Annotated in this window: 22 protein-coding genes; 5 read left to right on the forward strand and 17 right to left on the reverse strand. The window is 68.0% G+C overall.

Annotated features, from left to right (window positions below; genetic code table 11):
• The first annotated feature begins 17 nt into the window (after positions 1-17).
• The 3 genes from ABIB51_RS03045 (at position 18) to ABIB51_RS03055 (ending at position 2,397) form a co-directional block, all read left to right on the forward strand.
• Positions 18-1,103, forward strand: coding sequence for an iron-sulfur binding domain-containing protein (locus tag ABIB51_RS03045; protein WP_502916062.1), 1,086 nt, complete (start codon positions 18-20; stop codon positions 1,101-1,103).
• A gap of 82 nt (positions 1,104-1,185) precedes the next feature.
• Positions 1,186-1,680: a hypothetical protein gene (locus ABIB51_RS03050; protein ID WP_354185332.1), complete on the forward strand. Its 495-nt coding sequence runs from the start codon at positions 1,186-1,188 to the stop codon at positions 1,678-1,680.
• Positions 1,681-1,704: 24 nt separating this feature from the next.
• A complete protein-coding gene (locus ABIB51_RS03055; RefSeq protein ID WP_354185334.1) occupies positions 1,705-2,397 on the forward strand; it encodes a DUF4386 family protein in 693 nt (230 codons plus the stop codon).
• A gap of 45 nt (positions 2,398-2,442) precedes the next feature.
• On the opposite strand, the gene dhaM is transcribed toward ABIB51_RS03055, so the two are convergent.
• The 9 genes from dhaM to lysS form a co-directional block, all read right to left on the reverse strand.
• Positions 2,443-3,114 (reverse strand): dihydroxyacetone kinase phosphoryl donor subunit DhaM, encoded by a 672-nt coding sequence (dhaM, locus tag ABIB51_RS03060; RefSeq protein WP_354185336.1) that lies wholly within the window; start codon positions 3,112-3,114, stop codon positions 2,443-2,445.
• Positions 3,111-3,737 carry a dihydroxyacetone kinase subunit DhaL gene (gene dhaL / locus ABIB51_RS03065; RefSeq protein ID WP_354185338.1) on the reverse strand — a complete coding sequence of 209 codons (627 nt, stop codon included), beginning with the start codon at positions 3,735-3,737 and terminating at the stop codon, positions 3,111-3,113. The genes dhaM and dhaL overlap by 4 nt, the downstream gene beginning before the upstream one ends.
• Before the next feature lie 2 nt (positions 3,738-3,739).
• Positions 3,740-4,741: a dihydroxyacetone kinase subunit DhaK gene (gene dhaK / locus ABIB51_RS03070; RefSeq protein WP_354185340.1), complete on the reverse strand. Its 1,002-nt coding sequence runs from the start codon at positions 4,739-4,741 to the stop codon at positions 3,740-3,742.
• Between the two features lie 465 nt (positions 4,742-5,206).
• Positions 5,207-5,716 carry an amino-acid N-acetyltransferase gene (locus ABIB51_RS03075; protein ID WP_354185342.1) on the reverse strand — a complete coding sequence of 170 codons (510 nt, stop codon included), beginning with the start codon at positions 5,714-5,716 and terminating at the stop codon, positions 5,207-5,209.
• 80 nt (positions 5,717-5,796) lie between these two features.
• Entirely contained in the window at positions 5,797-7,923 is a 2,127-nt protein-coding gene (locus ABIB51_RS03080) for a S9 family peptidase (protein WP_354185344.1), read from the reverse strand.
• A gap of 159 nt (positions 7,924-8,082) precedes the next feature.
• On the reverse strand, positions 8,083-10,575 hold the full coding sequence (locus ABIB51_RS03085; protein WP_354185346.1) for an ATP-dependent Clp protease ATP-binding subunit: 2,493 nt from the start codon (positions 10,573-10,575) through the stop codon (positions 8,083-8,085).
• A gap of 340 nt (positions 10,576-10,915) precedes the next feature.
• On the reverse strand, positions 10,916-11,242 hold the full coding sequence (locus ABIB51_RS03090; RefSeq protein ID WP_354185348.1) for a histone-like nucleoid-structuring protein Lsr2: 327 nt from the start codon (positions 11,240-11,242) through the stop codon (positions 10,916-10,918).
• A 131-nt stretch (positions 11,243-11,373) separates the two neighbouring features.
• Positions 11,374-11,565 carry a hypothetical protein gene (locus ABIB51_RS03095; protein ID WP_354185350.1) on the reverse strand — a complete coding sequence of 64 codons (192 nt, stop codon included), beginning with the start codon at positions 11,563-11,565 and terminating at the stop codon, positions 11,374-11,376.
• Positions 11,566-11,567: 2 nt separating this feature from the next.
• Entirely contained in the window at positions 11,568-13,100 is a 1,533-nt protein-coding gene (gene lysS / locus ABIB51_RS03100; RefSeq protein WP_354185352.1) for a lysine--tRNA ligase, read from the reverse strand.
• Between the two features lie 214 nt (positions 13,101-13,314).
• Between lysS and ABIB51_RS03105 the strand changes: the two genes are divergently transcribed.
• Both ABIB51_RS03105 and ABIB51_RS03110 read left to right on the forward strand, forming a co-directional pair.
• Positions 13,315-13,941 (forward strand): thymidine kinase, encoded by a 627-nt coding sequence (locus ABIB51_RS03105; RefSeq protein WP_354185354.1) that lies wholly within the window; start codon positions 13,315-13,317, stop codon positions 13,939-13,941.
• Between the two features lie 68 nt (positions 13,942-14,009).
• Positions 14,010-14,843, forward strand: a complete 834-nt coding sequence (locus ABIB51_RS03110; RefSeq protein ID WP_354185356.1) for an alpha/beta fold hydrolase — start codon at positions 14,010-14,012, stop codon at positions 14,841-14,843.
• A gap of 22 nt (positions 14,844-14,865) precedes the next feature.
• Here the strand turns inward: ABIB51_RS03110 and ABIB51_RS03115 are convergent, their stop codons facing one another.
• The 8 genes from ABIB51_RS03115 to folB all read right to left on the reverse strand — a co-directional run bounded on the left by ABIB51_RS03115 (position 14,866) and on the right by folB (position 21,862).
• Positions 14,866-16,404: a DHA2 family efflux MFS transporter permease subunit gene (locus tag ABIB51_RS03115; protein WP_354185358.1), complete on the reverse strand. Its 1,539-nt coding sequence runs from the start codon at positions 16,402-16,404 to the stop codon at positions 14,866-14,868.
• A 117-nt stretch (positions 16,405-16,521) separates the two neighbouring features.
• A complete protein-coding gene (panC, locus tag ABIB51_RS03120; protein ID WP_354185360.1) occupies positions 16,522-17,421 on the reverse strand; it encodes a pantoate--beta-alanine ligase in 900 nt (299 codons plus the stop codon).
• A gap of 16 nt (positions 17,422-17,437) precedes the next feature.
• Complete coding sequence (locus ABIB51_RS03125; protein WP_354185362.1) at positions 17,438-18,346, reverse strand: Rossmann-like and DUF2520 domain-containing protein; 909 nt, start codon at positions 18,344-18,346, stop codon at positions 17,438-17,440.
• Positions 18,339-19,925: a PH domain-containing protein gene (locus ABIB51_RS03130; protein ID WP_502916063.1), complete on the reverse strand. Its 1,587-nt coding sequence runs from the start codon at positions 19,923-19,925 to the stop codon at positions 18,339-18,341. The genes ABIB51_RS03125 and ABIB51_RS03130 overlap by 8 nt, the downstream gene beginning before the upstream one ends.
• A 24-nt stretch (positions 19,926-19,949) precedes the next feature.
• Positions 19,950-20,462: a PH domain-containing protein gene (locus tag ABIB51_RS03135; protein ID WP_354185364.1), complete on the reverse strand. Its 513-nt coding sequence runs from the start codon at positions 20,460-20,462 to the stop codon at positions 19,950-19,952.
• A complete protein-coding gene (locus ABIB51_RS03140; RefSeq protein WP_354185366.1) occupies positions 20,443-20,970 on the reverse strand; it encodes a DUF3180 domain-containing protein in 528 nt (175 codons plus the stop codon). The genes ABIB51_RS03135 and ABIB51_RS03140 overlap by 20 nt, the downstream gene beginning before the upstream one ends.
• Positions 20,967-21,506 (reverse strand): 2-amino-4-hydroxy-6-hydroxymethyldihydropteridine diphosphokinase, encoded by a 540-nt coding sequence (gene folK / locus ABIB51_RS03145; protein WP_354185368.1) that lies wholly within the window; start codon positions 21,504-21,506, stop codon positions 20,967-20,969. The genes ABIB51_RS03140 and folK overlap by 4 nt, the downstream gene beginning before the upstream one ends.
• A complete protein-coding gene (folB, locus tag ABIB51_RS03150) occupies positions 21,503-21,862 on the reverse strand; it encodes a dihydroneopterin aldolase (RefSeq protein WP_354185370.1) in 360 nt (119 codons plus the stop codon). The genes folK and folB overlap by 4 nt, the downstream gene beginning before the upstream one ends.
• Position 21,863: the final 1 nt, after the last annotated feature.

Raw genomic sequence — 21,863 nt, forward strand, 5'->3', positions numbered from 1 at the left:
AGAGAACCTCGCTGACTATGCGGCCCCACCACGCCGCGCGACGGGCCACGGCCCGCATCTATTACGCTGATTGGATCAAAGCTTTAGCCGAATCCCCCGCCCTCCCGCCGGCCGCACCCCCCGAAACCCTGCCGGACGGCCCTTCCGGCGTCCGCACTCCCCCGTCCGGCGCCCGGCTCGCCGGCCTGCATGAAGCCCTGGATTCCTGGTTCGAGTCCCACGCCCGCGAGCTCCCCTGGCGGTCGCCCGACTGTTCGGCCTGGGGCGTGCTGGTCAGCGAGATCATGCTGCAGCAGACGCCCGTGGTGCGCGTCCTGCCGGTGTGGGAGGAATGGCTGCGGCGCTGGCCGGAGCCCGCCGACCTGGCCCGTGAGCCTGCCGGTGAGGCCGTCCGGCACTGGGGCCGGCTCGGCTATCCGCGGCGGGCCCTGCGCCTGCACGCGGCCGCCGTCGCCATCGGGGAGAGCCATGGAGGGAAGGTTCCGGCGAGCTATCCGGAACTGCTGGGGCTGCCCGGGGTGGGAAGCTACACGGCCGCGGCCGTGGCCGCTTTCGCCTACGGACAACGCGAAACGGTGGTGGACACCAACATCCGCCGGGTCCATGCGCGGCTGCTCTCCGGCGCCGCCCTGCCGTCCCAGTCGCTCACGGCCGCCGAAATGCGGCTGGCAGCCCAGGTCATGCCGGACGACGTCGGTGCCTCCGTGCGCTGGAACGCCTCGGTCATGGAGCTCGGCGCGCTGGTGTGCACCGCACGGGCGCCGAAGTGCGGTGAATGCCCGGTGCGGAGCTCCTGCGCCTGGCTGGCCGCAGGCGAACCGACGCCGACGTACACACCCAAAGGCCAATCGTGGCACGGCACAGACCGCCAGGTTCGCGGGGCGGTGATGGCGGTGCTCCGGGTTGCCGACGCCCCCGTGCCGCAGGACCTCTTCCGGCACGCCCCGGTGGACCTTGGCTTCGGGACCGATGGGACCGGCATTCCGCTGGCCGCCCTGCATCGGCTCAATTGTGCTCCCGAGCAGCTCGAGCGAGCGCTGACCGGCCTGCTGAGCGACGGGCTGGCGGAACTGCACCTCGGCGGTTTCCGGCTCCCGGCCTGAGCACAGCGGCCCGCCGTGCCTGGCCGGGCACCATTGACACCGATGCCCTAGCTGGACCCGTCTCCCGGATCTACTCTGAAGCATGCGCAAGTTCGCGGCGTTCCTGGCCTTGGCCATCATCGCGCTGCCCGTCGCCGGGTGCCAGCCCGGAACGGCCTGCCCGGCGATCGCCCAGGCGCCGCTGATTGCGCTGACGGTAGCGCGGGAATACGCAGGTTCCGTGAAAACCATTCACCTCAAGGCGTGCCAGGACGGCCGGTGCCTTGAATCGGACCTGGAGCTTTATCCCGGGAGCACCACCGTGGACCAGGGCTGCGAACCGGGCCCGTACGGCGACGGTGCCTGTTCGGCAACTTCCTCCCCGGACGGCACCCTCACCGGCATGCTGATGTTTGAGCAGCTGACCGTGTCCCAGATCGAGGCGACGTCCACCGGCACGGACGTCGGCGGCCTTCCGTTGCCGGTCCGGACCGCGACGTTCACACCGCGGGTGGCCTACCCGTATGGCCAGGAATGCGGCCGGTTCATCTCGGCCGGACTGGTGCTTGACGCGGACGGCCTTCGGCAGGCGGATTAGCCCGCATCACGAAAGGTGCACACAATGAACTCGCAAAACATCAGGCACTGGATTCTGGCGGGTTTGTGGACCCTGCCCCTCTACGGACTGATCACCGCCTGGGCCACGATCGAACCGCAGCCGGACCAGGAGCGGGATCCGGATGCCTGGGCCCGGTTTGTCAGCTCGGACTCTTACCAGTTCAGCCACCTGTTCGGCGCCACCGGGGGCACAGTCCTCGCGATCTTCGGCGTCTTCGCCCTCGGCTGCAGCCTGGCCAACAGCCGGGTCGGGCGCCTCGCGCTGGCGGCGATGGTCGTCACCGTCGCCGGAACCGCCCTGCTGCTGGTTCCCGCGGCGATCTCGACCTTCGCAACACCCGCGATCGCTAAGGCATACCTTGAGGGCAACCAGGAAGTCATGCAACAGGAGTTCCCGGCCACCATGTCGGGCTCGTTCCTGCTGGGCCTCCTGCTGGCCTTCGTGGGCAATGTGCTGCTCGGGATCGCGGTGTGGCATTCCCGGACCCTGCCACGCTGGGCCGGGGCAGTCTGGGCGGCCGGTGCCGCGCTCTTCTACATCCTCGGCGTGGTGGTGGGACAGGCGACCACGGGAAGCAGCCTGCCCACCCAGGCCGCCGGAGCGCTGCTCACGGCCGTTGCCGGCGGCTGGATCGCGTGGGACGTGACGCGGCAGCGCCAGGAAGCTTCGGACCGGGCCGCAGCCAACGCCGGCTGACTGCATGGCGGATGGCTGCGGAGGCGCGGAACACCTGGTAGGCGGCTACGGTTCGCCGAAACCGGACTTGATCAGGCCGCCCAGATAGTCCACGGCCTTGGCCGCGTCCGGACCGCTGGCCTCGATCTTCAGCACCGTGCCCTTGCCGGCCCCAAGCATCATCAGCTCCGTCATGGACGCGCCGTCGGCACCGTTGATTGTCACGTCAACGTCCATGCCGGACAGGCCGCCGGCGATCTTGGCTGCCGGACGGGCGTGCATTCCGGCCTGGTTGATGAGCTCGAACTCCCCCGTCGCCTCCGGCGGCTGCCGGTGCCCGTGCACGTGTTCCGGCGCGGCCGGCGGCCGGTAGACAGCTTCGGCGGCTTCCTTGACGGCTCTCGCATCGGCCCCGGCCTGGGCCGCCACCGCAGCAGCGACAAGCCCCTCGATCAGCGGCGCGTCCGCCAGCAGCACGGCAGCGGGATCGGCCGCGAATTCCAAGGCCGTTTCCGCGGTCATCACCGCAGAGCCGAGGTCGGCCAGCACCACAACGCCGTCCTCGCCGGCCGCCTGGTCCAGCGCCGCCATGACCAGTTCCAGGCTGGTTCCAATCCGGCCGTCGTCGGTACCGCCGGCTGGGACGATCAGCACATCAGGCGCCATCTGGGCGGCGAGTTCGACGGCGCCGTCGGCGATCTTCCCGCTGTGGGAGACGACGACGAGCCCGACCGTCATTCGGCCGCTCCCGCCGCGGCGCGCAGGATCAGGGCGGTGGAGACGGCGCCAGGGTCACGGTGACCGATGCTGCGTTCGCCGAGGTAGCTCGCGCGCCCCTTGCGCGCCTGCATCGGATCGGTGGAAACTGCTCCGGCCTCGGCCGCGTCGGCGGCAGCCAGCAGCATCTTCCGGACATCCCCGTTGCCGGCGGCCGCAGCCGCAGCCTCGATGGCCGGGGTCCAGGCGTCCACCATCGTCTTGTCTCCGGGCTCGGCCTTGCCGCGGGCTACGATCCCGTCGCGGGCGGCCTGCAGGGCCGTGGCAAGGGTGGCTGCGTCCACCTCCGCCGCGTCCCCCAGCGCCGTGGCGGCGCGCAGGAAGGCGGTGCCGTAGAGCGGCCCGGCGGCCCCGCCCACTTTGGACATCAGCGTCATGGCTGTCAGCTTGAGGGCGGCTCCGGGGGTTTCCGGGGGCGCCTCTGCGATCTTGACTATCACGGCCTGAAAACCGCGGTCCATGTTCTCGCCGTGGTCCGAGTCGCCGATCGGCCGGTCCAGTTCAATGAGTTCTTCCCGGTGCTCCTTCATGGCCTCCGCGGTCAGGGCCAGCCAGCGAAGGGCCCACTGGATATCCAAGGCCACTGTCAGACACCCCAGCGGAGGGCCGGAGTGTGGACGGGTGCGTCCCAGAGTGCGGTCATCTCGTCGTCCAGGCGCAGGACCGTGATGGAGCAGCCCTGCATCTCGAGGGCGGTGATGTAATTCCCCACCAGCGAGCGCGCCACCGTGATGCCCTTCTCGGCCAGCACCTGTGCCGCCCTGCGGTAGACGATGTACAGCTCGCTCTGGGGGGTGCCGCCCATGCCGTTCACGAACAGGAGCACCTTGTCCCCGGAGGCAAGGCCGAGGTCGCTGACCACGGGTTCGAGCAGCCGGTCCGTGATGCCGTCGGCGTTTTCCATCGCGATGCGGTGCCGGCCCGGTTCGCCGTGGATGCCGATGCCGATTTCGATCTCGTTTTCCTCAAGGACAAAGCTGGGGGCCCCGGCGTGCGGGACAGTGCAGGCGGTCAGTGCCACGCCCATGCTGCGGACGTTCTGGTTGACCCGGTCGCCGATGGCGGCGACGGCGTCGAGGTTGTCCCCGCGCTCGGCGGCGGCTCCGGCGATCTTCTCCACGAGGACCGTGCCGCCGACGCCGCGCCGTCCGGCGGTGTACAGCGAGTCCTCCACCGCGACGTCGTCGTTGACGAGCACCGTGCGGACCTCCACGCCCTCGGCCTGCGCCAACTCTGCCGCGGTCTCGAAGTTCAGCACGTCGCCCGTGTAGTTCTTCACGATGTGCACAACGCCGGCTCCGGAGTTTACGGCGAGGGTGGCCGGCAGGATCTGGTCCGGGGTGGGTGAGGTGAACACCGCGCCCGGTACAGCGGCGTCGAGCATCCCCATCCCCACATAGCCGGCGTGCAGGGGCTCATGGCCGCTGCCGCCGCCGGAAACCAGCCCCACTTTGCCGGCCACGGGCGCGTCCTTGCGCACGACGTATTTCGGGTCTGCGAAGACGGTCACGAGGTCGGCATGGGCAAGCCCGAAGCCCTCCACCGACTCGTCGACCACTGCTTTGGGATCGTTGATGAGCTTCTTCATGGCGGTGCTCCCTGGATGGTGTCCTGGCTGCTGTGCTTAGACCCTACTACCGGGGGCCTTGCCAGCGAAAGGCTCCGGTTTGGACCGGCGGCGGCGCAGAAACGGGCTCAGTATCCCGTGTCTGCGCGGGCCGGGAGACCGGGCCAGGCGTCGCAGCCCAGCCACGAAAACGGCGGCGCCGTGATGTGCGGGCGTTTAGCCCTGCTGTTCAGGCCGGGGTCCGGGCACGGGCCGGGCGGAGGGCCAGGGTCAGCATCGGCTTCCGGGATTGTTTCCGATGACCGGCGCTCAGCGGGCCTACCCGCGATGGTCATCTGGAATGCGGAGAAATCGGGAAAAATCACGCGCTGGTGCAACTTTGCCTCCGGAAAGCCTGGTGGCCCACCCCCTGGGCCTGCATCAGTTTATCCATCAAATTTATTGATGGGAAGGGGCCAGGACGGTGGATGCGCCGGATTTCCGCCCCTACAAGGTCTTGATCATCCTGGTGTTGCCCAGCGTGTTGGGCTTTACCCGTGCGAGGTCAAGGAACTCGGCTACGCCCTCGTCATGGGAGCGCAGCAGTTCCGAATACACCACGGGGTCGACGGCGGTCTGGTCGGCCATGACTTCGAAGCCGTGCTTCTTGAAGAAGTCCACCTCGAAGGTCAGGCAGAACACGCGGGCCACGCCGAGCGCCCGGGCATCCTCGATCAGCTGCTCCACAAGCCGGTGCCCCACACCCTTGCCGCGCCACGCATCCGATGCGGCCAGGGTACGGACCTCGGCGAGGTCCTCCCACATCACGTGCAGGGCGCCGCAGCCAATCACCTCGCCGTCGGGCGCTTCGGCGATCCGGAACTCCTGGAGGCTCTCGTAGTAGGCGACCGTCTCCTTGGCCATGAGGATCCGCTGGTCGGCCAGCGGAGCCACGAGGGACTTGATGGCCGAAACGTCGCTCGTGCGGGCAGGGCGGATGCGGATCGTCTCAGTCACAGCCCAATCCTACGGGGGCGGGTTGCTTGGTTCCGATTTCGTTGGCGCTGTCAACTCCTCACCCCGCGGAGGCCAGAGACCTACAGACCCAGTTCAGCCGGAACCGGAAGGTCCTTGTCCAGCAGGTTCCTGGCGAGGAAGTGCTCCACTACGCCGTACCAGACCTTGGCGTGCTGCGGATGCAGGACCCAGTGGTTCTCGTCCGGGAAGTAGAGGAAACGGTGGTCGGTTTCGCCGTTCTCGTCCGCCGGCAGCTGCGACTTGGCGAGCAGCTCGTACCAGAGCCTCAGGCCCTCGCCGATGGGCACGCGGTAGTCCTTGTCCCCGTGGATGACCAGCATCGGGGTGCTGATGTTTCCCACATGCAGATGCGGGGAGTTCTCCAGCGCCATCTCCGGGGTCATTTCTTTGAGCCAGTACTGGGCGGAGTCGGTGGTGGGTCCAAACTGGTCCAGGGCCCAGAGACTCGCGTGCGTGACGATCGCCTTGAACCGGTCCGTGTGGCCTGCCACCCAGTTGGCCATGTAGCCGCCGAAAGAACCTCCCATGGCTGCGGTGCGCGTCTCGTCGATGTCCGGCCGCTGCTCGACGGCGTCGGTGATGGCCATCAGGTCGGTGAAGGGAGCCTTGCCCCATCCGCCCCAGCCGCGCTGGATGTGGTGCTGGCCGTAGCCGGTGGACAGCGCCGGGTCCGGAAGGAGGACGGCGTAGCCGCGGGCCACGAGCAGCCACGGGTTCCATCGCCAGGTCCAGGCGTTCCAGGAACCGAGCGGGCCGCCGTGGATCCAGAGCAGCAGCGGGGCGGGGTTCCCGGCCGAGGCTCCCTCAGGGAGGGCAAGGTAGGCCGGTACGCGGGACCCGTCCGCCGCCGTCGTCTCCACGCGTTCCAGCGAACCGTTGTAGCGCGGGCGCTCGGCGGGCGCGGGGAGCCGGACCACGTTGCCGGTGGCGAGATCGATCCGCACGGCTTCGGCCGGAAACTCGTAGGAGCTGCGCAGTGCGTACGCGGTGCCGCCGTCCGGGGAGGGCACGACGTCGGTGTACGCCGCAGCGTCGGCCGTCAGGCGGCTGACCTGGCCGGCTGCCTTGTCTCCGGTCATGCCGATCCGGAAGACCGGGCAGGCCCCGTCCTCGTCGGCGGTGACGAGGATCGCGGATCCGTCCGGCAGCCAGGCCTCGGGGCGCGGCCAGAGGTCCCAGTCGTGGGCGAGCGGCGTCAGAGGTGCGTCGCCTGCGGTCTCCGCGCCGGCAGAGACGTCGAGCAGGTGCAGCCTGACCTGCGGGGCGTCGTCGGGCGTCGCGTCGCTTTCGCTGACCACCACAATGGTCCGGTTGTCCGGGCTGACCGGCCCGGGAAAGTAGCTCATGCCGTCTGTGTCCAGCAACACCGTTCGGACGCCGGTGGCGACGTCGATCTTGACCAGCACGGAGCGCGAATCAGCGTTCGCGAGGGCTTTGTTAAAGCTGCTGTAGATGGTGGCCCCGTCCGGGCTGATGACCGAATTGGCATCCCGGAGACCGCTGCCGGCGTCGGGGGTGAGGTTGCGCAGCTTGAGCGGGGCGGCGGCGTCGATGGTCGCGGGCTTGCCGGGCTTCTTTTCCGCACCCGGTTCGACGGCGAACAACCTCGGCTGGGCGGGCCCGAGGTCGGCGTCCCAATAGCGCACGGGGTAGCCGCTGTGCAGGATGGCGGCGACCTTGTTGTCCTGGCGGGCCTTGCGGCGCTCGGCGTCGTCGTCCTCGTCCGCCGACCCGGCCAGCACGGATGCTGCGACGAACAGGGCGCCGGATTCCTTGGCCGCCAGGACCCCGTTGACGCCGCCGGCGCGGGAGAGCACCACACGGGCCTCACCGCCGTCGGCCGGGAGCAGCCAGAGGGCGTTCAGCGGGTCTCCCTCGGGGTTCTCAGGATCGGGCCGGGCGGAACTGAAGTACAAGTCACCGTTGGCGGCAAATACTGCTCCGGCTTCACCCTTGGCACTGCGGGTGATCCGGCGGGCCGGCTTGCGCCCCTCCGGATCCACTTCCCACACCGCGGTGCGGTATTCGGTGCCCGCGTCGTTGAGCGTGGCCACGGTGGTGACCAGACGCCCGCCGTCGGGGCTCAGTGCCAGGCCGCTGACCTTGGGAATCGCCAGGTAGTGGTCCAGATCGTGGAAGGGGGTCTCGGGGTGTTCGCTCAGGGTCTCTGAGTCAGTAGCAACCATGCACCGATTCAACACCCCCCGTGCGCCACATCACACCAAGTTCACTAAGAGTGAAACAGTACTTTCAGACTCAGGGGCGGGAAGTGGCCCGGCTGGGAGCGCAAACGCAAAGGCCCCGCCACTCCCTTTCGGGAATGGCGGGGCCTTTGGATTTACTGCCTAGACGCTCGGAGCGATCTCCGGGATGAGTGGCTTGGCGTTGCCTGCGAAGGTGAACTTCGCAGTGTCACCTTCCCCTACTACATCCACCACTACGATGTCGCCACCGTGGAGTTCGCCGAAGAGGATCTTCTCGGAGAGCTGGTCCTCGATCTCGCGCTGGATGGTGCGGCGCAGCGGCCGGGCACCCATTGCGGGGTCGTAGCCTCGGGTTGCCAGGAGCACCTTGGCCGCGGGCGTGAGCTCGATGCCCATGTTCTTGTCCTTGAGGCGCTTCTCCAGCCGGCCGACGAACATGTCCACGATCTCGATGATCTCGTCCTGGGTCAGCTGCGGGAAGACCACAACGTCGTCAACACGGTTCAGGAACTCGGGGCGGAAGTGCTGCTTGAGCTCCTCCGTGACGCGGGCCCGCATCCGGTTGTAGCCGGTCTGCGTGTCCGTGCCGGACTGGAAGCCGGTGGCCACACTCTTGGAGATGTCCCGGGTGCCGAGGTTCGTGGTCATGATGATCACGGTGTTCTTGAAGTCCACCACCCGACCCTGGGAGTCGGTCAGGCGGCCGTCCTCCAGGATCTGCAGCAGCGAGTTGAAGAGATCGGCGTGTGCCTTCTCCACTTCATCGAACAGGACCACGGAGAACGGACGACGGCGGACCTTCTCGGTCAGCTGCCCGCCTTCCTCGTAGCCCACGTAGCCCGGAGGGGCACCGAAGAGACGCGAGACCGTGTGCTTCTCCGAGTACTCGGACATGTCCAGCGTGATCAGCGCGTCTTCTTCGCCGAACAGGAACTCGGCCAGGGCCTTGGCCAGCTCGGTCTTGCCGACGCCGGTGGGCCCGGCGAAGATGAACGAGCCACCTGGACGCTTCGGATCCTTGAGGCCTGCACGGGTGCGGCGGATCGCCTGGGACAGGGACCTGATGGCCTCGTCCTGGCCGACGACGCGCTTGTGCAGCTCGTCTTCCATCTTCAGCAGACGCGAGGACTCTTCCTCGGTGAGCTTGAACACCGGGATGCCGGTGGAGTTCGCCAGCACTTCAGCGATGAGATCCTCATCAACTTCGGAGATGTCGTCCATGCCGCCGGTCTTCCACTGGCGTTCCTTCTCGGCACGCTCGGCAATGAGCTTCTGCTCCTTGTCGCGCAGCGACGCGGCACCTTCGAAGTCCTGCGCGTCAATCGCGGATTCCTTCTCCAGCTTCATGGCGGCGATCTTCTCGTCCATGACCTTGAGCTCCGGCGGGGCTGTCATCCTGCGGATGCGCAGCCGTGCGCCGGCCTCGTCGATCAGGTCGATTGCCTTGTCCGGCAGGAAGCGGTCCGAGATGTAGCGTTCGGAGAGGGCCGCCGCCGAGGCGAGGGCGCCGTCGGTGATGGTGACGCGGTGGTGTGCCTCGTACCGGTCACGGAGGCCCTTGAGGATCTCGATCGCGTGCGCGACAGAGGGTTCCTTGACCTGGATGGGCTGGAAACGGCGTTCCAGCGCGGCATCCTTCTCAATGTGCTTGCGGTACTCGTCCAGCGTGGTGGCACCGATGGTCTGGAGCTCGCCGCGGGCCAGCATGGGCTTCAGGATCGAGGCCGCGTCGATGGCGCCTTCGGCAGCACCGGCACCCACCAGGGTGTGGATCTCATCGATGAACAGGATGATGTCCCCGCGGGTGCGGATCTCCTTGAGGACCTTCTTCAGGCGCTCTTCGAAGTCGCCGCGGTAGCGGGAACCGGCCACGAGGGACCCGAGGTCCAGCGTGTACAGCTGCTTGTCCTTGATGGTCTCAGGCACGTCGCCGCGGACAATCGCCTGCGCGAGGCCTTCGACGACGGCGGTCTTGCCGACGCCGGGCTCACCGATCAGGACCGGGTTGTTCTTGGTGCGGCGGGAAAGGACCTGCATGACGCGTTCCATTTCCGATTCGCGCCCGATCACGGGGTCCAGCTTGTTCTCGCGCGCCGCCTGCGTAAGGTTGCGGCCGAACTGGTCCAGGACCACGGAACCGGCGGGAGTGCCTTCGGCCTGGCCGGGGCCGACGCCTGCGCCGGTGGTCTCCTTACCCTGGTAGCCCGAGAGCAGCTGGATGACCTGCTGGCGGACGCGGTTCAGGTCCGCGCCGAGCTTGACCAGCACCTGGGCGGCCACACCTTCACCCTCACGGATGAGACCGAGCAGGATGTGCTCGGTCCCGATGTAGTTATGACCCAGCTGCAGGGCCTCGCGCAGCGAGAGCTCCAGCACCTTCTTGGCCCGCGGCGTGAAGGGGATATGACCTGACGGGGCCTGCTGGCCCTGGCCGATAATCTCCTGCACCTGTTCGCGGACTCCGTCGAGCGAAATGCTCAAGGATTCAAGGGCTTTGGCGGCAACACCTTCACCTTCATGGATCAGACCCAAGAGGATGTGTTCGGTACCAATGTAATTGTGGTTCAGCATGCGCGCCTCTTCTTGGGCAAGCACAACTACGCGACGGGCACGGTCCGTAAATCGCTCAAACATTTCGCCACACTCCTAGCTACGACGTACTTTGATGCTACGTGGCCCGGTTCGAGATTTGGGGCTTGTTCGCCACAGGGGAAACCCGCGGGCCTTGCGTTACAGACGCGCGGGCGCCGCCCGCTCCGGGAACCGCTGCCGGAACAGGCCGCCGAGGCCCGCACAAACAGGCGCCGCGGGCGGCCCGAACCCTGTTCGAACTGGCGCTGCGCGCCGCGCGCGGGTGCGGCAGGCCGACGTCGGCGGGTTCCTGAGGGGAAACGGCGTCACCGGCTCCTGCCGCCGGAACGCGACAATGCCCCCGCCGGAAGGCAGGGGCACCGTCAATACATAGAGCGTCGTTCTAGGAATTTGCCTTTTGGTAGGCTTCCTGAATTTCGGCCTGGATACGGCCGCGGCTGTTTACCGCATAGCCGTTGTCCCGGGCCCACTGCCGGATCTGCGCAGAGTCCTGATTCCGGCCAGCCGGAATCCTGCTGCGCGTCGCGCGGCCGCTGGAGGTTTTGCGTGCGTGTAAAACAAAGCGTTCGACCGCAGAGCGGAGTTCAGCTGCATTGCCCGACGACAGGTCGATTTCATAACTGACGCCGTCCAGGCCGAACCGGACAGTCTCGTCCGCGGATCCCCCATCCAGATCATCTACGAGGATGATTTTGACTTTCTGTGCCATAAAGACTCTCTTTCCAAAAGGACGAGGATTACAAAAGCAGGATGTACCTGTATTAAGTATCCTCCGTTTTACCGGGGCGAGTCAAAGCGGAAAGAGTCTTTCTAAAGGAAATCCACAGAACTGAATAGGCCCTATTTGGCCATTCCGGGAGAATGGCCGCCGTCGGGGGTGGTATCCGCCGCGGTGGCCTTTTTCTCGGCTTCGGCCTGGGCCCGCGCTTCAGCCTGGCGCTCGGATTTGTCCGCGTTGAAGATCGATTTCATCGCAAACCAGAAAATGAGGCCCACCACTACGGAGGGAAGCAATACGGCGATGTACTCCACAGTCAGTGTCCTTCGGGCTTCAGCAGCGGGAACAGGATGGTTTCGCGGATGCCGGCGCCGGTGAAGAGCATAACGAGACGGTCGATGCCCAGCCCGATTCCGCCCATGGGCGGTGCGCCGTATTCCAGGGCCCGCAGGAAGTCCTCGTCCAGCTGCATGGCCTCCACGTCGCCGGCTGCGGAGCGGCGGGACTGCTCGGTGAGCCGTTCCCGCTGGATCACGGGGTCGATCAGTTCGGAGAACGCCGTTCCACGCTCCATGCCGCCGATGATGAGGTCCCAGGCCTCGATCAGGCGGCCATCCTCGCGGTGCTGGCGGGCCAGAGGCTGCGCGGAGGGCGGGTAGTCGTAGACGAAGGTGGGGTTCAGCAGGGTTGGCTCGACGAGTTCACCGAACAGCTCCACCACGAGCTTTTCGGCGTCCCAGTTGGCGTCGACCTTGACCTCGTGCTTTGCGGCAAGCGCCAGCAGTTCGAAAACCGGAGTTTCCGGGGTGACCTCCTGGCCGACGAAGTCGGAGAGCCCCGGGTACACGGCCAGCCAGGCCCAGTCGCCGTCGAGGTTGATCTCGCCGGCTTCGGTCTGCAGCGCGCGGCCCACGCCGGCGGCATCTGCGGCGTCGAGGATGATTTCCTTGATCCGGTCCGCCATGACGAACTGGTCGGCCCAGGCCTCGTAGCTTTCCAGGGTGGTGAATTCCGGGCTGTGGGTGGAGTCCACACCTTCGTTGCGGAACACACGGCCCATGTCGTAGACCCGGTCGATCCCGCCGACCACGGTGCGCTTGAGGTACAGCTCGGTGGCGATGCGCAGGGTCATCTTCTGGTCGAAGGCGTTCATGTGCGTCTCGAACGGGCGGGCGGTGGCACCTCCGTGGACCAGCTGCAGCATGGGGGTTTCCACCTCGACGTAGCCCTGGCGGTGCAGCGTCTCGCGGATGGACCGCGTGATCGCGGCCCGGGTGTAGACCATTTCGCGGGCCTCGTCGCGGACAATCAGGTCCACGTAGCGCTGCCGGACGCGGGTTTCCTCGTTGAGCCCGGCGTGCAGCACGGGCAGCGGGCGGAGCGCCTTGGACGCCATGGACCACGACTCGGCCATGACGGAGAGCTCGCCGCGGCGCGAGGAGATGACCTCACCCTTGATGAAGACGTGGTCGCCCAGGTCCACGAGGGCTTTCCAGTCCGCGAGCGCGTCCTCGCCGATGTTGGCCAGGCTGAGCATGACCTGCAGCCGGACGGCCTTGCCGTCAACGCCGCCCTCCTGGAGCGTGGCGAAGCAGAGCTTGCCGGTGTTGCGGATGAAGACGATGCGGCCGGTCACACCGACGACGTCGCCGGTGGTTTCGTCAGCCTGCAGGTGCGCGTACTTTTCGCGGATGTCATTGAGTGAGTGCGTGCGTTCCACCCCCACCGGATACGCCTCGATGCCGCGCTCGATCAGCTTGGCGCGCTTCTCCATGCGGATGCGCGTCTGTTCGCTGGCGTCGTGGGACTCGGCGGCGGAGTTCGGGGCGGAAGTGTTTTGGGAAGTCACAATCCCCAAGTTTACCGGGGATTCCGGCCAGGCAGGTCCCGCACGGCCAGGGCCCGCTGCGGGATGGACTCGGGGCTGTAAAGACACGGACGATCGGGACCGGCGACGCCGGAGGGAACCTCCCTCCGGCCGCGGCACGGCGCCGCCGGCCGCAACTGGGTCGCTGAGGTACGGGCCTCTAGAATCGGGGGGCGACCCTTTCGAAAGGACCCCCTTGGCCAAGCTTTACTTCCGCTACGGCGCCATGAACTCCGGCAAGTCAACGGGCCTGCTGCAGGCCGCCTTCAACTATGAGGAACGTGGCCAGCGGGTATTGCTCGCCAAGCCCGACGTCGACACCAAGGGCGACTCCGACGTCGTGTCCCGCCTGGGCATGACCCGCTCGGTGGACTTCCTGATCCCGGCCGGGGCGTCCGCCCGCGAGCTGTTCACCGCCCGGGCCCACGGGGACGATCCGGACGCCCTCCTGGAGCATGTCGACACCAAGCCGGTGGCGTGCCTGCTGGTGGACGAGGCGCAGTTCCTTGAACCGGCCCAGGTGGACGACCTCTTCCGCATCGCCGTCCTGGACCAGGTCCCGGTGCTCGCCTACGGCATCCGCACCGACTTCCGGACCCGGGCGTTCCCGGGCTCGCTCCGGCTCCTCGAGGTCGCGCACACGCTCGAGGAGCTCAAGACGATCTGCCGTTGCGGCCGGAAGGCGATCTTCAACACCCGCCGGGTGGGCAAACAGGTGGTGTTCGACGGCGACCAGGTCGCCATCGACGGCCAGGACGTCTGGTACGAATCGCTCTGCGGTTCCTGCTACCTCGAAGCCTCCGCCGGACGGCTGGGCAGCTGAGAGGCGCCCCTCCCTCCCGGCCCGCTGCCCTACTACGCCGTAGCTGCAGCCTCGGCTAGGCTCGGAGCATGACCCGCGAGAACATCAGAACCCCCGACGGTGGAACCATCGAGCTTTTCAGCACGGGTGCCGAGCTGGCCTCGGCGGGCTCCGGCGTCGTCGCCGTCCCGGCCTCGATGGTGACTGCCGCCGACTACACCCGCTTCGCGCAGAAGCTCAGCGCGTCCCTCGGCCGGCCGGTCCACACCTTCAACCGGCGCGGCCGCGGCGCGTCCTCCCCGCAGCCGGAGGACTACACCCTGGACGTGGACATCCGCGACCTGGACGTGGTCATGAAACACACCTCCAGCACGGACGTCTTCGGGCACAGCTTCGGCGGTGCCGTGGCCCTGCACGCTGCCCGGACCCTGCCGGTGGAACGCCTCGCCGTATATGACCCCGCGGTGTCCGTGAACCACAGCGTCACCGCGGACTGGACCACCGAGTATGAGCGGGCGACGGCGGCCGGCGACGACGACCGCGCCCTCGCCGTCCTGCTCAGGGGGCTTGAGACCGGCAGCGCGCTGTCCCGGATGCCGCTGTCCATGCTGACCCTGGCCAACAAGCTGGCCGCCGGCACCCCCATCGGCAAGCAGATGCGTGAGCTCATGCAGACCGGCGTCCGGGAGATCAAAGCCATCATCGCCGCCGACATGCCGGCCGAACCGTTCCTGGAACTCCCGCTGGAGACGCTGATCATCGTGGGCGAGAAGAGCCCGGCATACTTCGGTGTGGCCTGCGCACAGATCCACGACGTGCTGTCCGGCTCGAGCTACACGATCCTGCCCGGCATGGGGCACGACGGCGTGAACAAGGCGCCGGACAAGCTCATCACCGAATTGAGCGAATTCTTCGCAGGCTGAGCCCGGCCGGTTTCGCCGGAGGTCAGTGAACGGCTGCCGCCGGCTGGTCCGCTGCTGATGGGTCCGCTTCTGAGTGGTCCGCTGCTGATGGGTCCGCTTCGGCGGTCTTGCGCATCATGGCTGACAGCACGACGGCGGCGAGGGCTATGACCGCTGCCGTCAAGAACGCCGCGTGCATGCCCGCGACCATTCCGGAGGCGGCGGACACGACGGCGTAGATCGAGACGAGCAGCGCCGTCCCGGCGGCCCCGGCGACCTGCTGCAGCGTGCTCAGGATGGCCGAACCGTGTGAATAGAGGTGCGGGGGCAGCGGGTTCAATCCGGTGGTGAAGGCCGGCGTGAACAGCAGCGCGAGGCCCAGGCTCAGGACCACATGCAGCGCGATGATCCACGAGACCGGCGTATCCGCGTCCAGCAGCGAGAACTGGAACAGGGACACCACCAGCATGGCCGAGCCAGTGAGCGTAAGCGGAAGCGGGCCGACCTTGTCAAAGATGCGGCCGATCAGCGGTCCCAGCAGTCCCATGGCGAGCCCGCCGGGCAGCAGGGCCAGTCCCGTCTCCAGCGACTTCAGCCCGCGGATTTCCTGCAGGTACAGCGGCAGCAGGATCACCGCGCCGAACAGCGCGACCATTGCCACAACAAGCAGCAGCACCGACACCGTGAACATGCGGAAGTTGAACGCGCGCAGGTCCAGCAGTGGAGCCGACGACTTCTGCAGCCGCAACTGCCGGAGAACGAAGGCCAGCATGGCCGCCGCCCCGACGGCCAGCGCGATCACGGCCGGTGAACCGGGACCGCCCTCGCCGCCACCGATCTGGCTCAGGCCGTACACGAGGCCGCCGAATGCGGGAACGGTGAGCAGGACGGACAAGGCATCCAGCCGCGCCTTCTCGGTTTCGCCGATGTTGGTCAGGTACTTGGCGCCGATGCCGAAGGCGAGCAGCGCGATCGGCAGGACAAAGACGAACATAAAGCGCCAGGAAAAGTGTTCGAGGATGAGTCCGGAAACCGTGGGGCCCATGGCCGGGGCCACCGAAATGGCGATGCTGACGTTGCCCATCACGGCGCCGCGGCGTGAGACGGGAACCAGGGTGAGGATCGTGGTCATCAGGAGGGGGAGCATGATTGCCGTGCCGCCGGCCTGGACTACGCGGGCGAGCAATAGGATTTCGAATCCCGGGGCCAGTGCCGCGAGCAGTGTGCCGCCGGAGAAGAGGCCCATGGCCAGCATAAAGACGGCCCGGGTGGAGAGCCGCTGCAGGATGAAGCCGGTGGTGGGGATCACGATGGCCATGGTGAGCATGAAGCCCGTCGACAGCCACTGCACGGTGGGGGCATCAACCCTGAGGTCCACCATCAGCCGCTGCAGGGCAACGTTCATGATGGTTTCGTTGAGGATGACCACAAATGTGGCTACGAGCAGCGTGACGATAATGGTGACTGACTGGCGGGACATCTTCGCCGGGGCCGCCGGAACCGGCGTCCCCGCGGTTTCAGCCGGCGCGGCAGCCGCCCGCACGGGATCGCCGTGGGTGTTGGAAGAGACGTCTGTAGACATGGGGGTTCCCTCAGGGAGTTTGAAGTGGGTCCTGCGAGCGTCATCGCTACAACAGATTGCAACCGGCGGATCCCCGGCGGAATTCCCGGATCCGAAGAAAAACTTCGTTGGCTGCGTTCAGGAGTCCAGCGGCACGTTGTCGATCAGCCGCACCGGGCCCACCCTTGCCGCAATCAGGGCCAGTCCCTCACCGCGGAACGGCGTTTCCCTGCAGTTCTCCGCCAGCGGCTCCAGGGTGCGTGGATCCACCACCTCGAAGTAGTCGAGTTCCACGAGCGGCTGCGATTCCACCAGTGCCTGGGCGGATTCGAGGTCCAGTGGCTCGTGCGCATTGGCCCGGTCCTCGATCAGCCGCAGCGCCCTGGGGAGCACAAGGGCCGCTTCGCGTTCCTCGGCCGAGAGGAACCGGTTGCGGCTGGACAGCGCGAGCCCGTCCGGGGAGCGCACGATCGGTACCGGGACGATCTCCACCGGGAAGTTGAGGTCCGCCACCATTCGCTGGACCAGGGCCAGCTGCTGGGCGTCCTTCTGGCCGAAATAGGCCCGGTAGGCCGGCAGCGCCGCACCGGTTCCAGCGCCCGGCAGCCCATAGTGCAGCAGCTTGGCGACGACGGTGAGGGCGCCGTCGAAGTGCCCCGGGCGGGCGGCGCCCTCCCACTTTTCCGCCATCGGCCCCGCGGTGATCCGCACCATCGGCTCCCCGCCGGGGTAGACCTCCTCCACGTCCGGCGCGAACACGAGGTCCACGCCCACGGCGTCGAGGAGCGCCAGGTCCGCCTCCAGCGTCCGGGGGTACCGTTCCAGGTCCGCGGCCTCGCCGAACTGCAGCGGGTTGACGAAGATGCTGGCCACCACGACGTCGTTCTGCGTGACGGCGGTGCGCGCCAGCTGGGCATGTCCCTCGTGCAGGGCGCCCATGGTGGGCACCAGGCCCTGCGAGGTGCCGCCCTTTCGGGTCAGCAGGCGGGCGCTTTCGGTGCGGAGCCGGGCAGCCGTGGTCACGAGTTGGATCGCCAAAGTTGTGGGTCCCTTCCTAGGGTTGCGGGCCGTTGTGATCCGGATCCTCGAGGGCCCGGCTGATGCCCTTGAGCTGGTCCGGTTTCAGCAGGCCGCGGCTTCCCGCCCGGCCGGCCGTCGCCCGGGCCATGGCCAGGTACGCCTCCAGAATATCGCCGCCGGAGCCGGCGTCGTGTTCCCGGAGGGCCGCGGCATGCGCCGCCACGGTTCCCACATCGCCGCGGGCCACCGGGCCGGTCAGTGCTGATTCGCCCGAGGCCAGGGCGTTTTCCAGGGTGGCGCGCAGGAGCGGGCCCAGCATGCGTTCCGGAGCCTCGACGCCCACGTCCCGCAGGAGCTGCGAGGCCTGCGCCACCAGGGTGACCAGGTGGTTTGACCCGTGCGCGAGGGCCGCGTGGTACAGCGTCCGGTCCGCTTCGGCGATGGCGACCGGCTCGGCGCCCATCTCCACGACGAGGGCCTGCGCAATGGGGAGCATCGCGGCGTCGGCCGTGACCCCGAAGGTGCAGTCCAGCAGCCTCGTGAGGTCCAGGCTCATGCCGGTGAAAGTCATCGCGGGGTGCAGCGCCAGCGGCACGGCGCCGGCGGCACGGACCGGGTGCAGGATGCCGACGCCGAAGCGGCCCGAGGTGTGCGCCACAAGCTGTCCGGGCTGCCAGGCGCCGAGTTTCGCGAGTCCCTCCACGAGGGGGCCGAGGCCGTCGTCGGGGATGGCGAGGAGGACGAGTTCGGCACGCTCGACAATGTCCGGCACGTCGAGCACCGGCACGCCGGGCAACAGGGTCTCGGCGCGTTCCCGGCTGGCGTCCGAGACCGCGGACACGCCGATGACGGCGTGTCCGGCCCCGCGGAGCGCGGCCCCCAGGACGGCGCCGACCTTGCCTGCACCGATGATTCCGACGCCGAGGCGTCCTGGCTTAGCCATGCTGCGGGCCTTCCTTACTGCTTGCCTCGGGGTCATCCGTGCCGGCCTCGTGGCCGGTCCCGGCCACGAGCGGTTTCACTTGTTCCAGCCAGTGTTCGCTGGTCTGGCGTTTCCGTGCGGCGCGGGCCCGGGCGGCCTGCGCGTCGAGCAGGGCCTTGCCTTCCGCGATGCCGGCCTGGATGAGCCTCGGCGAGACGGGGCCGGACGTCGTGTGCAGGGCGAGGTCCACCAGCCCGAACCGCCGGGCCAGCGGACCACGCTGCAGCGCCATTGACTGGGTGCGCTGGTGCGGGACCACCACCAGCTGCCGCCACCAGCGCCCGGAGCGGATCAGCAGGGCGGTGTCCGTGGCGGTAAAGCCGTTGCGCCGCCAGCCCAGCGGCGCCAGCGGCCGCGCCCGGCGCGGGGTGGTGACGAAGCCGCCGTCGCTCTCCTCCCCCGGTCCCCCGCCGGCGCCGGACACCGGGGCGATGCCGTGGAGCCCGGCGGCGAAGACGCGTGCGGGGTCCGCGGTTCCGGGGTCGGGCAGGACCAGGGAGAGCATGGTGAAGACCTCGGGGAGGGTTCCGACCGGCAGGAGAGTGGTCCGGGACGAGCCCTCGCCGTTGCTCCCGGCGGTGCCGTAACCGGCCACGTTGACCTGCATCCGGTACCAGCCGAAGATCCGCCAGAGCGGAGGCTGGCTGATCCGCAGGGCCTGGATCCTTCCGGGCGGCAGGGTCTGCGCCTGGGTGTCCAGCAGCCCGTAGCGCAGCCGGATCCCGTCCGGGGATATGGCGGCGGTGAAGTTGTAACCCTTGTTGAACGAATTCCAGTACGCGGCCACCAGGCCGAGCCCGGCCGGGATCAGGTAGAGGTAGAAGCTCCGGTTCTCGGTCACGGCGGAGAGCACCACGGACGCCACGGCGCCCAGCAGGATGAAGGCGCTTTGTTCGCTCAGGAGCAGCGAACCGACCAGCCGTGGCGGCGGTACGGTCAGCACAGCGTTCTCGGGCGCCTCGGCAGCGGCTTCCTCGGGGCGCGCCGGGTCCGGCTCCACTCCGGCGGCGCGGGCCAGGATGGTGGCCCGGAGCTGCCGTGCCTGGTCCATCGGGAGGTAGGCGAGCCGGACCGCGGACTCCCCGGCGTCGGCCACCTCGAATTTAAGCTCGGCCAGCCCGAAGATCCGGGCCAGCAGCGGCTGCACGATGTCGATCGCCTGGACCCGGTCCAGCCGGGCCTGGCGCTGCTGTTTGAAGAGGAACCCGGTGTTGACCCGGACATAGCCTTCCGCCACCTGGTAACGGGTGAAGTACCAGCTGAGGATGTAGCCGGCCACGGTCAGCAGCAAGAACGTGCCGCCGCCGAGCAGGAGCCACGGCGCCCGGCCGGCGACCTGCTCATCGATCAGCGGACCACCCTGGAGCATCCGCTCGAACGTGTCCCGGCCGAAGAAGAACCCGATGGCGGCCAGCGCCACCCAGCCGCGGACAAAGGGCGAGGCCGGATGCACACGCAGCCAGCCGTCGTCGGGCCCGTCCGTCCCGGCGCCGGCGGTCGTTTCGGGAGCCGTCGCGGCGGGGCCGGGGTTCAGGTTCACGGCGCGCCCGTCACAGCGGACCCGTCACAGCCCGGCCAGCCGGGCTTCGCCGCGGGCGGAGAGCTGTTCGCGGAGCCGCGCGCCCTCCCCGTCAGGCAGGCCCGGGATCTCGGCGTTGGTTCCGGCGGAGGCGGTGTGCAGTTTGAGCGTGCACAGGCCCAGGCTGCGTTCCACCGGGCCGGCGCCGATATCCACGTACTGCATGCGCCCGTAGGGCACCACGAGGACACGCTGGAAGAAAATGCCGCCGCGGATGAGCAGGTCATCCTCCCGCTCGGCATAACCGAGGGCGCGGACCTGCCGCGGGATGAGCAGCAGCCGCCACAGGGCCAGGAGCATCACCGCGGCCGGCACGGCGACGGCGAGCCAGAGCGGGAACGCCTTCCAGACGCCGTTGAGGACCAGGACGAGCGGCACGGACAGCACTGCCACCAGGAACAGGTTCCCGAGGGCCCAGCCGGCTATTTTCACTGTGACGTACTTCGGCGAAACCCGCAGCCAGGTGACGCCGGGGGGATCAATCGCCTCGGTAGGCATATTCGCCCTCCGTCTTGGGTTTGCCGCGCTTTTCCTGCGGCCCGGGACCGTCGAGAGAGTCGCCGTCCTCCGGCGGGATCCGGCAGAAACGCTCCACCACGAGGCCCACCACAACCATGATCAGGCCGCCGCCGGCCAGGGCCAGCGCCTGCCACGTGATGCTTTGGTCGCTGCGCAGGTTCCAGAGCCGCAGTTGGTCCACGAAGATCCCGGCATGCCAGCCCAGCAGCACGGTTCCCGTGTAGGCGCAGGCCTGGGCGAGGACCAGGGTCCAGGCGGCCAGGATCGGGTTGAGCATCTTCTTTTTCTTCTTGCCGTTGCGCCAGCGCAGCACCCGGATGCCGAGCACGAGGGTCAGGACCACGATCACGCCCATGGTCACCAGCCCCGTCAGCGGCAGCACCGGGGTGGACAGGCTGTAACGGGTGGTCAGCACGGTCGCGAACCAGCCGGCAATGGCCACGGCGACGCCTATGACGAAGAGGAGCAGAGGATTGATCGGTTTCACGGCCGCTCCACCGCTCCGGCCGCACCGTGGAGGTCTTCGAAGCCGTCGAAGGGAACCAGGTCAGCGAAATCCGGGGCTTTGGCAGCCAGTTCGCCCACCCGCTCGCCGTTAAGTTCCGCCGTGGGGTCGATGAGCGACCACGGGTAGAGCACGAACGCGCGCTCGGCGGCCCGCGGGTGCGGCAGGGTCAGGTCCGGATCGGCGCTGACCAGTTCGCCGTAGGTGATGATGTCTACGTCGAGGGTCCGCGGGCCCCAGTGCACGTCACGCACCCGCAGGTGCTTCTGTTCCACCGCGTGGCAGTGCTCCAGCAGTTCCAGCGGCAGCAAGGTGGTCTCCACGGCGATCACCATGTTGAGGAAATCGGGCTGGCCCGGCGGGCCGCCGACCGCTTTTGTCTGCACGATCGGGGAGATGGCCAGGAGCCGGACTTCCGGCGGGTCGAGCAGGTCGGCGACGGCGGCCGAGAGGGTGTCGCTGCGCTCCCCCAGGTTGCTTCCCAGGGCAATCACGGCCCGGGTGTACGGCGGGTTCATGGGCCCTCCCGGTGCACGCTGACTGACACGTCACCGAAGTCGACCTCGATGGGGGCCTTCGGTTTGTGCACGGTGATGTCCACGGCTGCGACCCCGAACTTCGCCAGTACGTCGTCGGCGATCCGCACTGCCAGGGCCTCAATCAGGTTCAGCGGCTCGCCGGTGATCCAGCCGCGGATGCATTCGGCGACCTCGCCGTAGTGGGCCGTGTCCAGGACGTCGTCGGAGGCGGCAGCCTTGCTGAAGTCCAGGTGCAGCACGGCATCGACGACGAACGGCTGGCCGTTTCGGCGCTCGAAATCAAACACCCCGTGGTGGCCGACGGCGGTGACACCGCTCAGCGTGATCCGGTCCATG

It is taken from the genome of Arthrobacter sp. UYCu712 (genome assembly GCF_040547005.1).
Classification (GTDB): Bacteria; Actinomycetota; Actinomycetes; order Actinomycetales; family Micrococcaceae; genus Arthrobacter.

Coding starts and splice junctions, on each gene's coding strand:
- dhaM (WP_354185336.1), bottom strand. CDS start 3,114: ATGACGGTCGGGCTCGTCGTCGTCTCCCACAGCGGGAAGATCGCCGAC.
- ABIB51_RS03125 (WP_354185362.1), bottom strand. CDS start 18,346: ATGGCTAAGCCAGGACGCCTCGGCGTCGGAATCATCGGTGCAGGCAAG.
- ABIB51_RS03110 (WP_354185356.1), top strand. CDS start 14,010: ATGACCCGCGAGAACATCAGAACCCCCGACGGTGGAACCATCGAGCTT.
- folK (WP_354185368.1), bottom strand. CDS start 21,506: ATGAACCCGCCGTACACCCGGGCCGTGATTGCCCTGGGAAGCAACCTG.
- ABIB51_RS03045 (WP_502916062.1), top strand. CDS start 18: ATGCGGCCCCACCACGCCGCGCGACGGGCCACGGCCCGCATCTATTAC.
- ABIB51_RS03085 (WP_354185346.1), bottom strand. CDS start 10,575: ATGTTTGAGCGATTTACGGACCGTGCCCGTCGCGTAGTTGTGCTTGCC.
- ABIB51_RS03080 (WP_354185344.1), bottom strand. CDS start 7,923: ATGGTTGCTACTGACTCAGAGACCCTGAGCGAACACCCCGAGACCCCC.
- ABIB51_RS03090 (WP_354185348.1), bottom strand. CDS start 11,242: ATGGCACAGAAAGTCAAAATCATCCTCGTAGATGATCTGGATGGGGGA.
- ABIB51_RS03055 (WP_354185334.1), top strand. CDS start 1,705: ATGAACTCGCAAAACATCAGGCACTGGATTCTGGCGGGTTTGTGGACC.
- ABIB51_RS03115 (WP_354185358.1), bottom strand. CDS start 16,404: ATGTCTACAGACGTCTCTTCCAACACCCACGGCGATCCCGTGCGGGCG.
- ABIB51_RS03050 (WP_354185332.1), top strand. CDS start 1,186: ATGCGCAAGTTCGCGGCGTTCCTGGCCTTGGCCATCATCGCGCTGCCC.
- ABIB51_RS03135 (WP_354185364.1), bottom strand. CDS start 20,462: ATGCCTACCGAGGCGATTGATCCCCCCGGCGTCACCTGGCTGCGGGTT.
- folB (WP_354185370.1), bottom strand. CDS start 21,862: ATGGACCGGATCACGCTGAGCGGTGTCACCGCCGTCGGCCACCACGGG.
- dhaK (WP_354185340.1), bottom strand. CDS start 4,741: ATGAAGAAGCTCATCAACGATCCCAAAGCAGTGGTCGACGAGTCGGTG.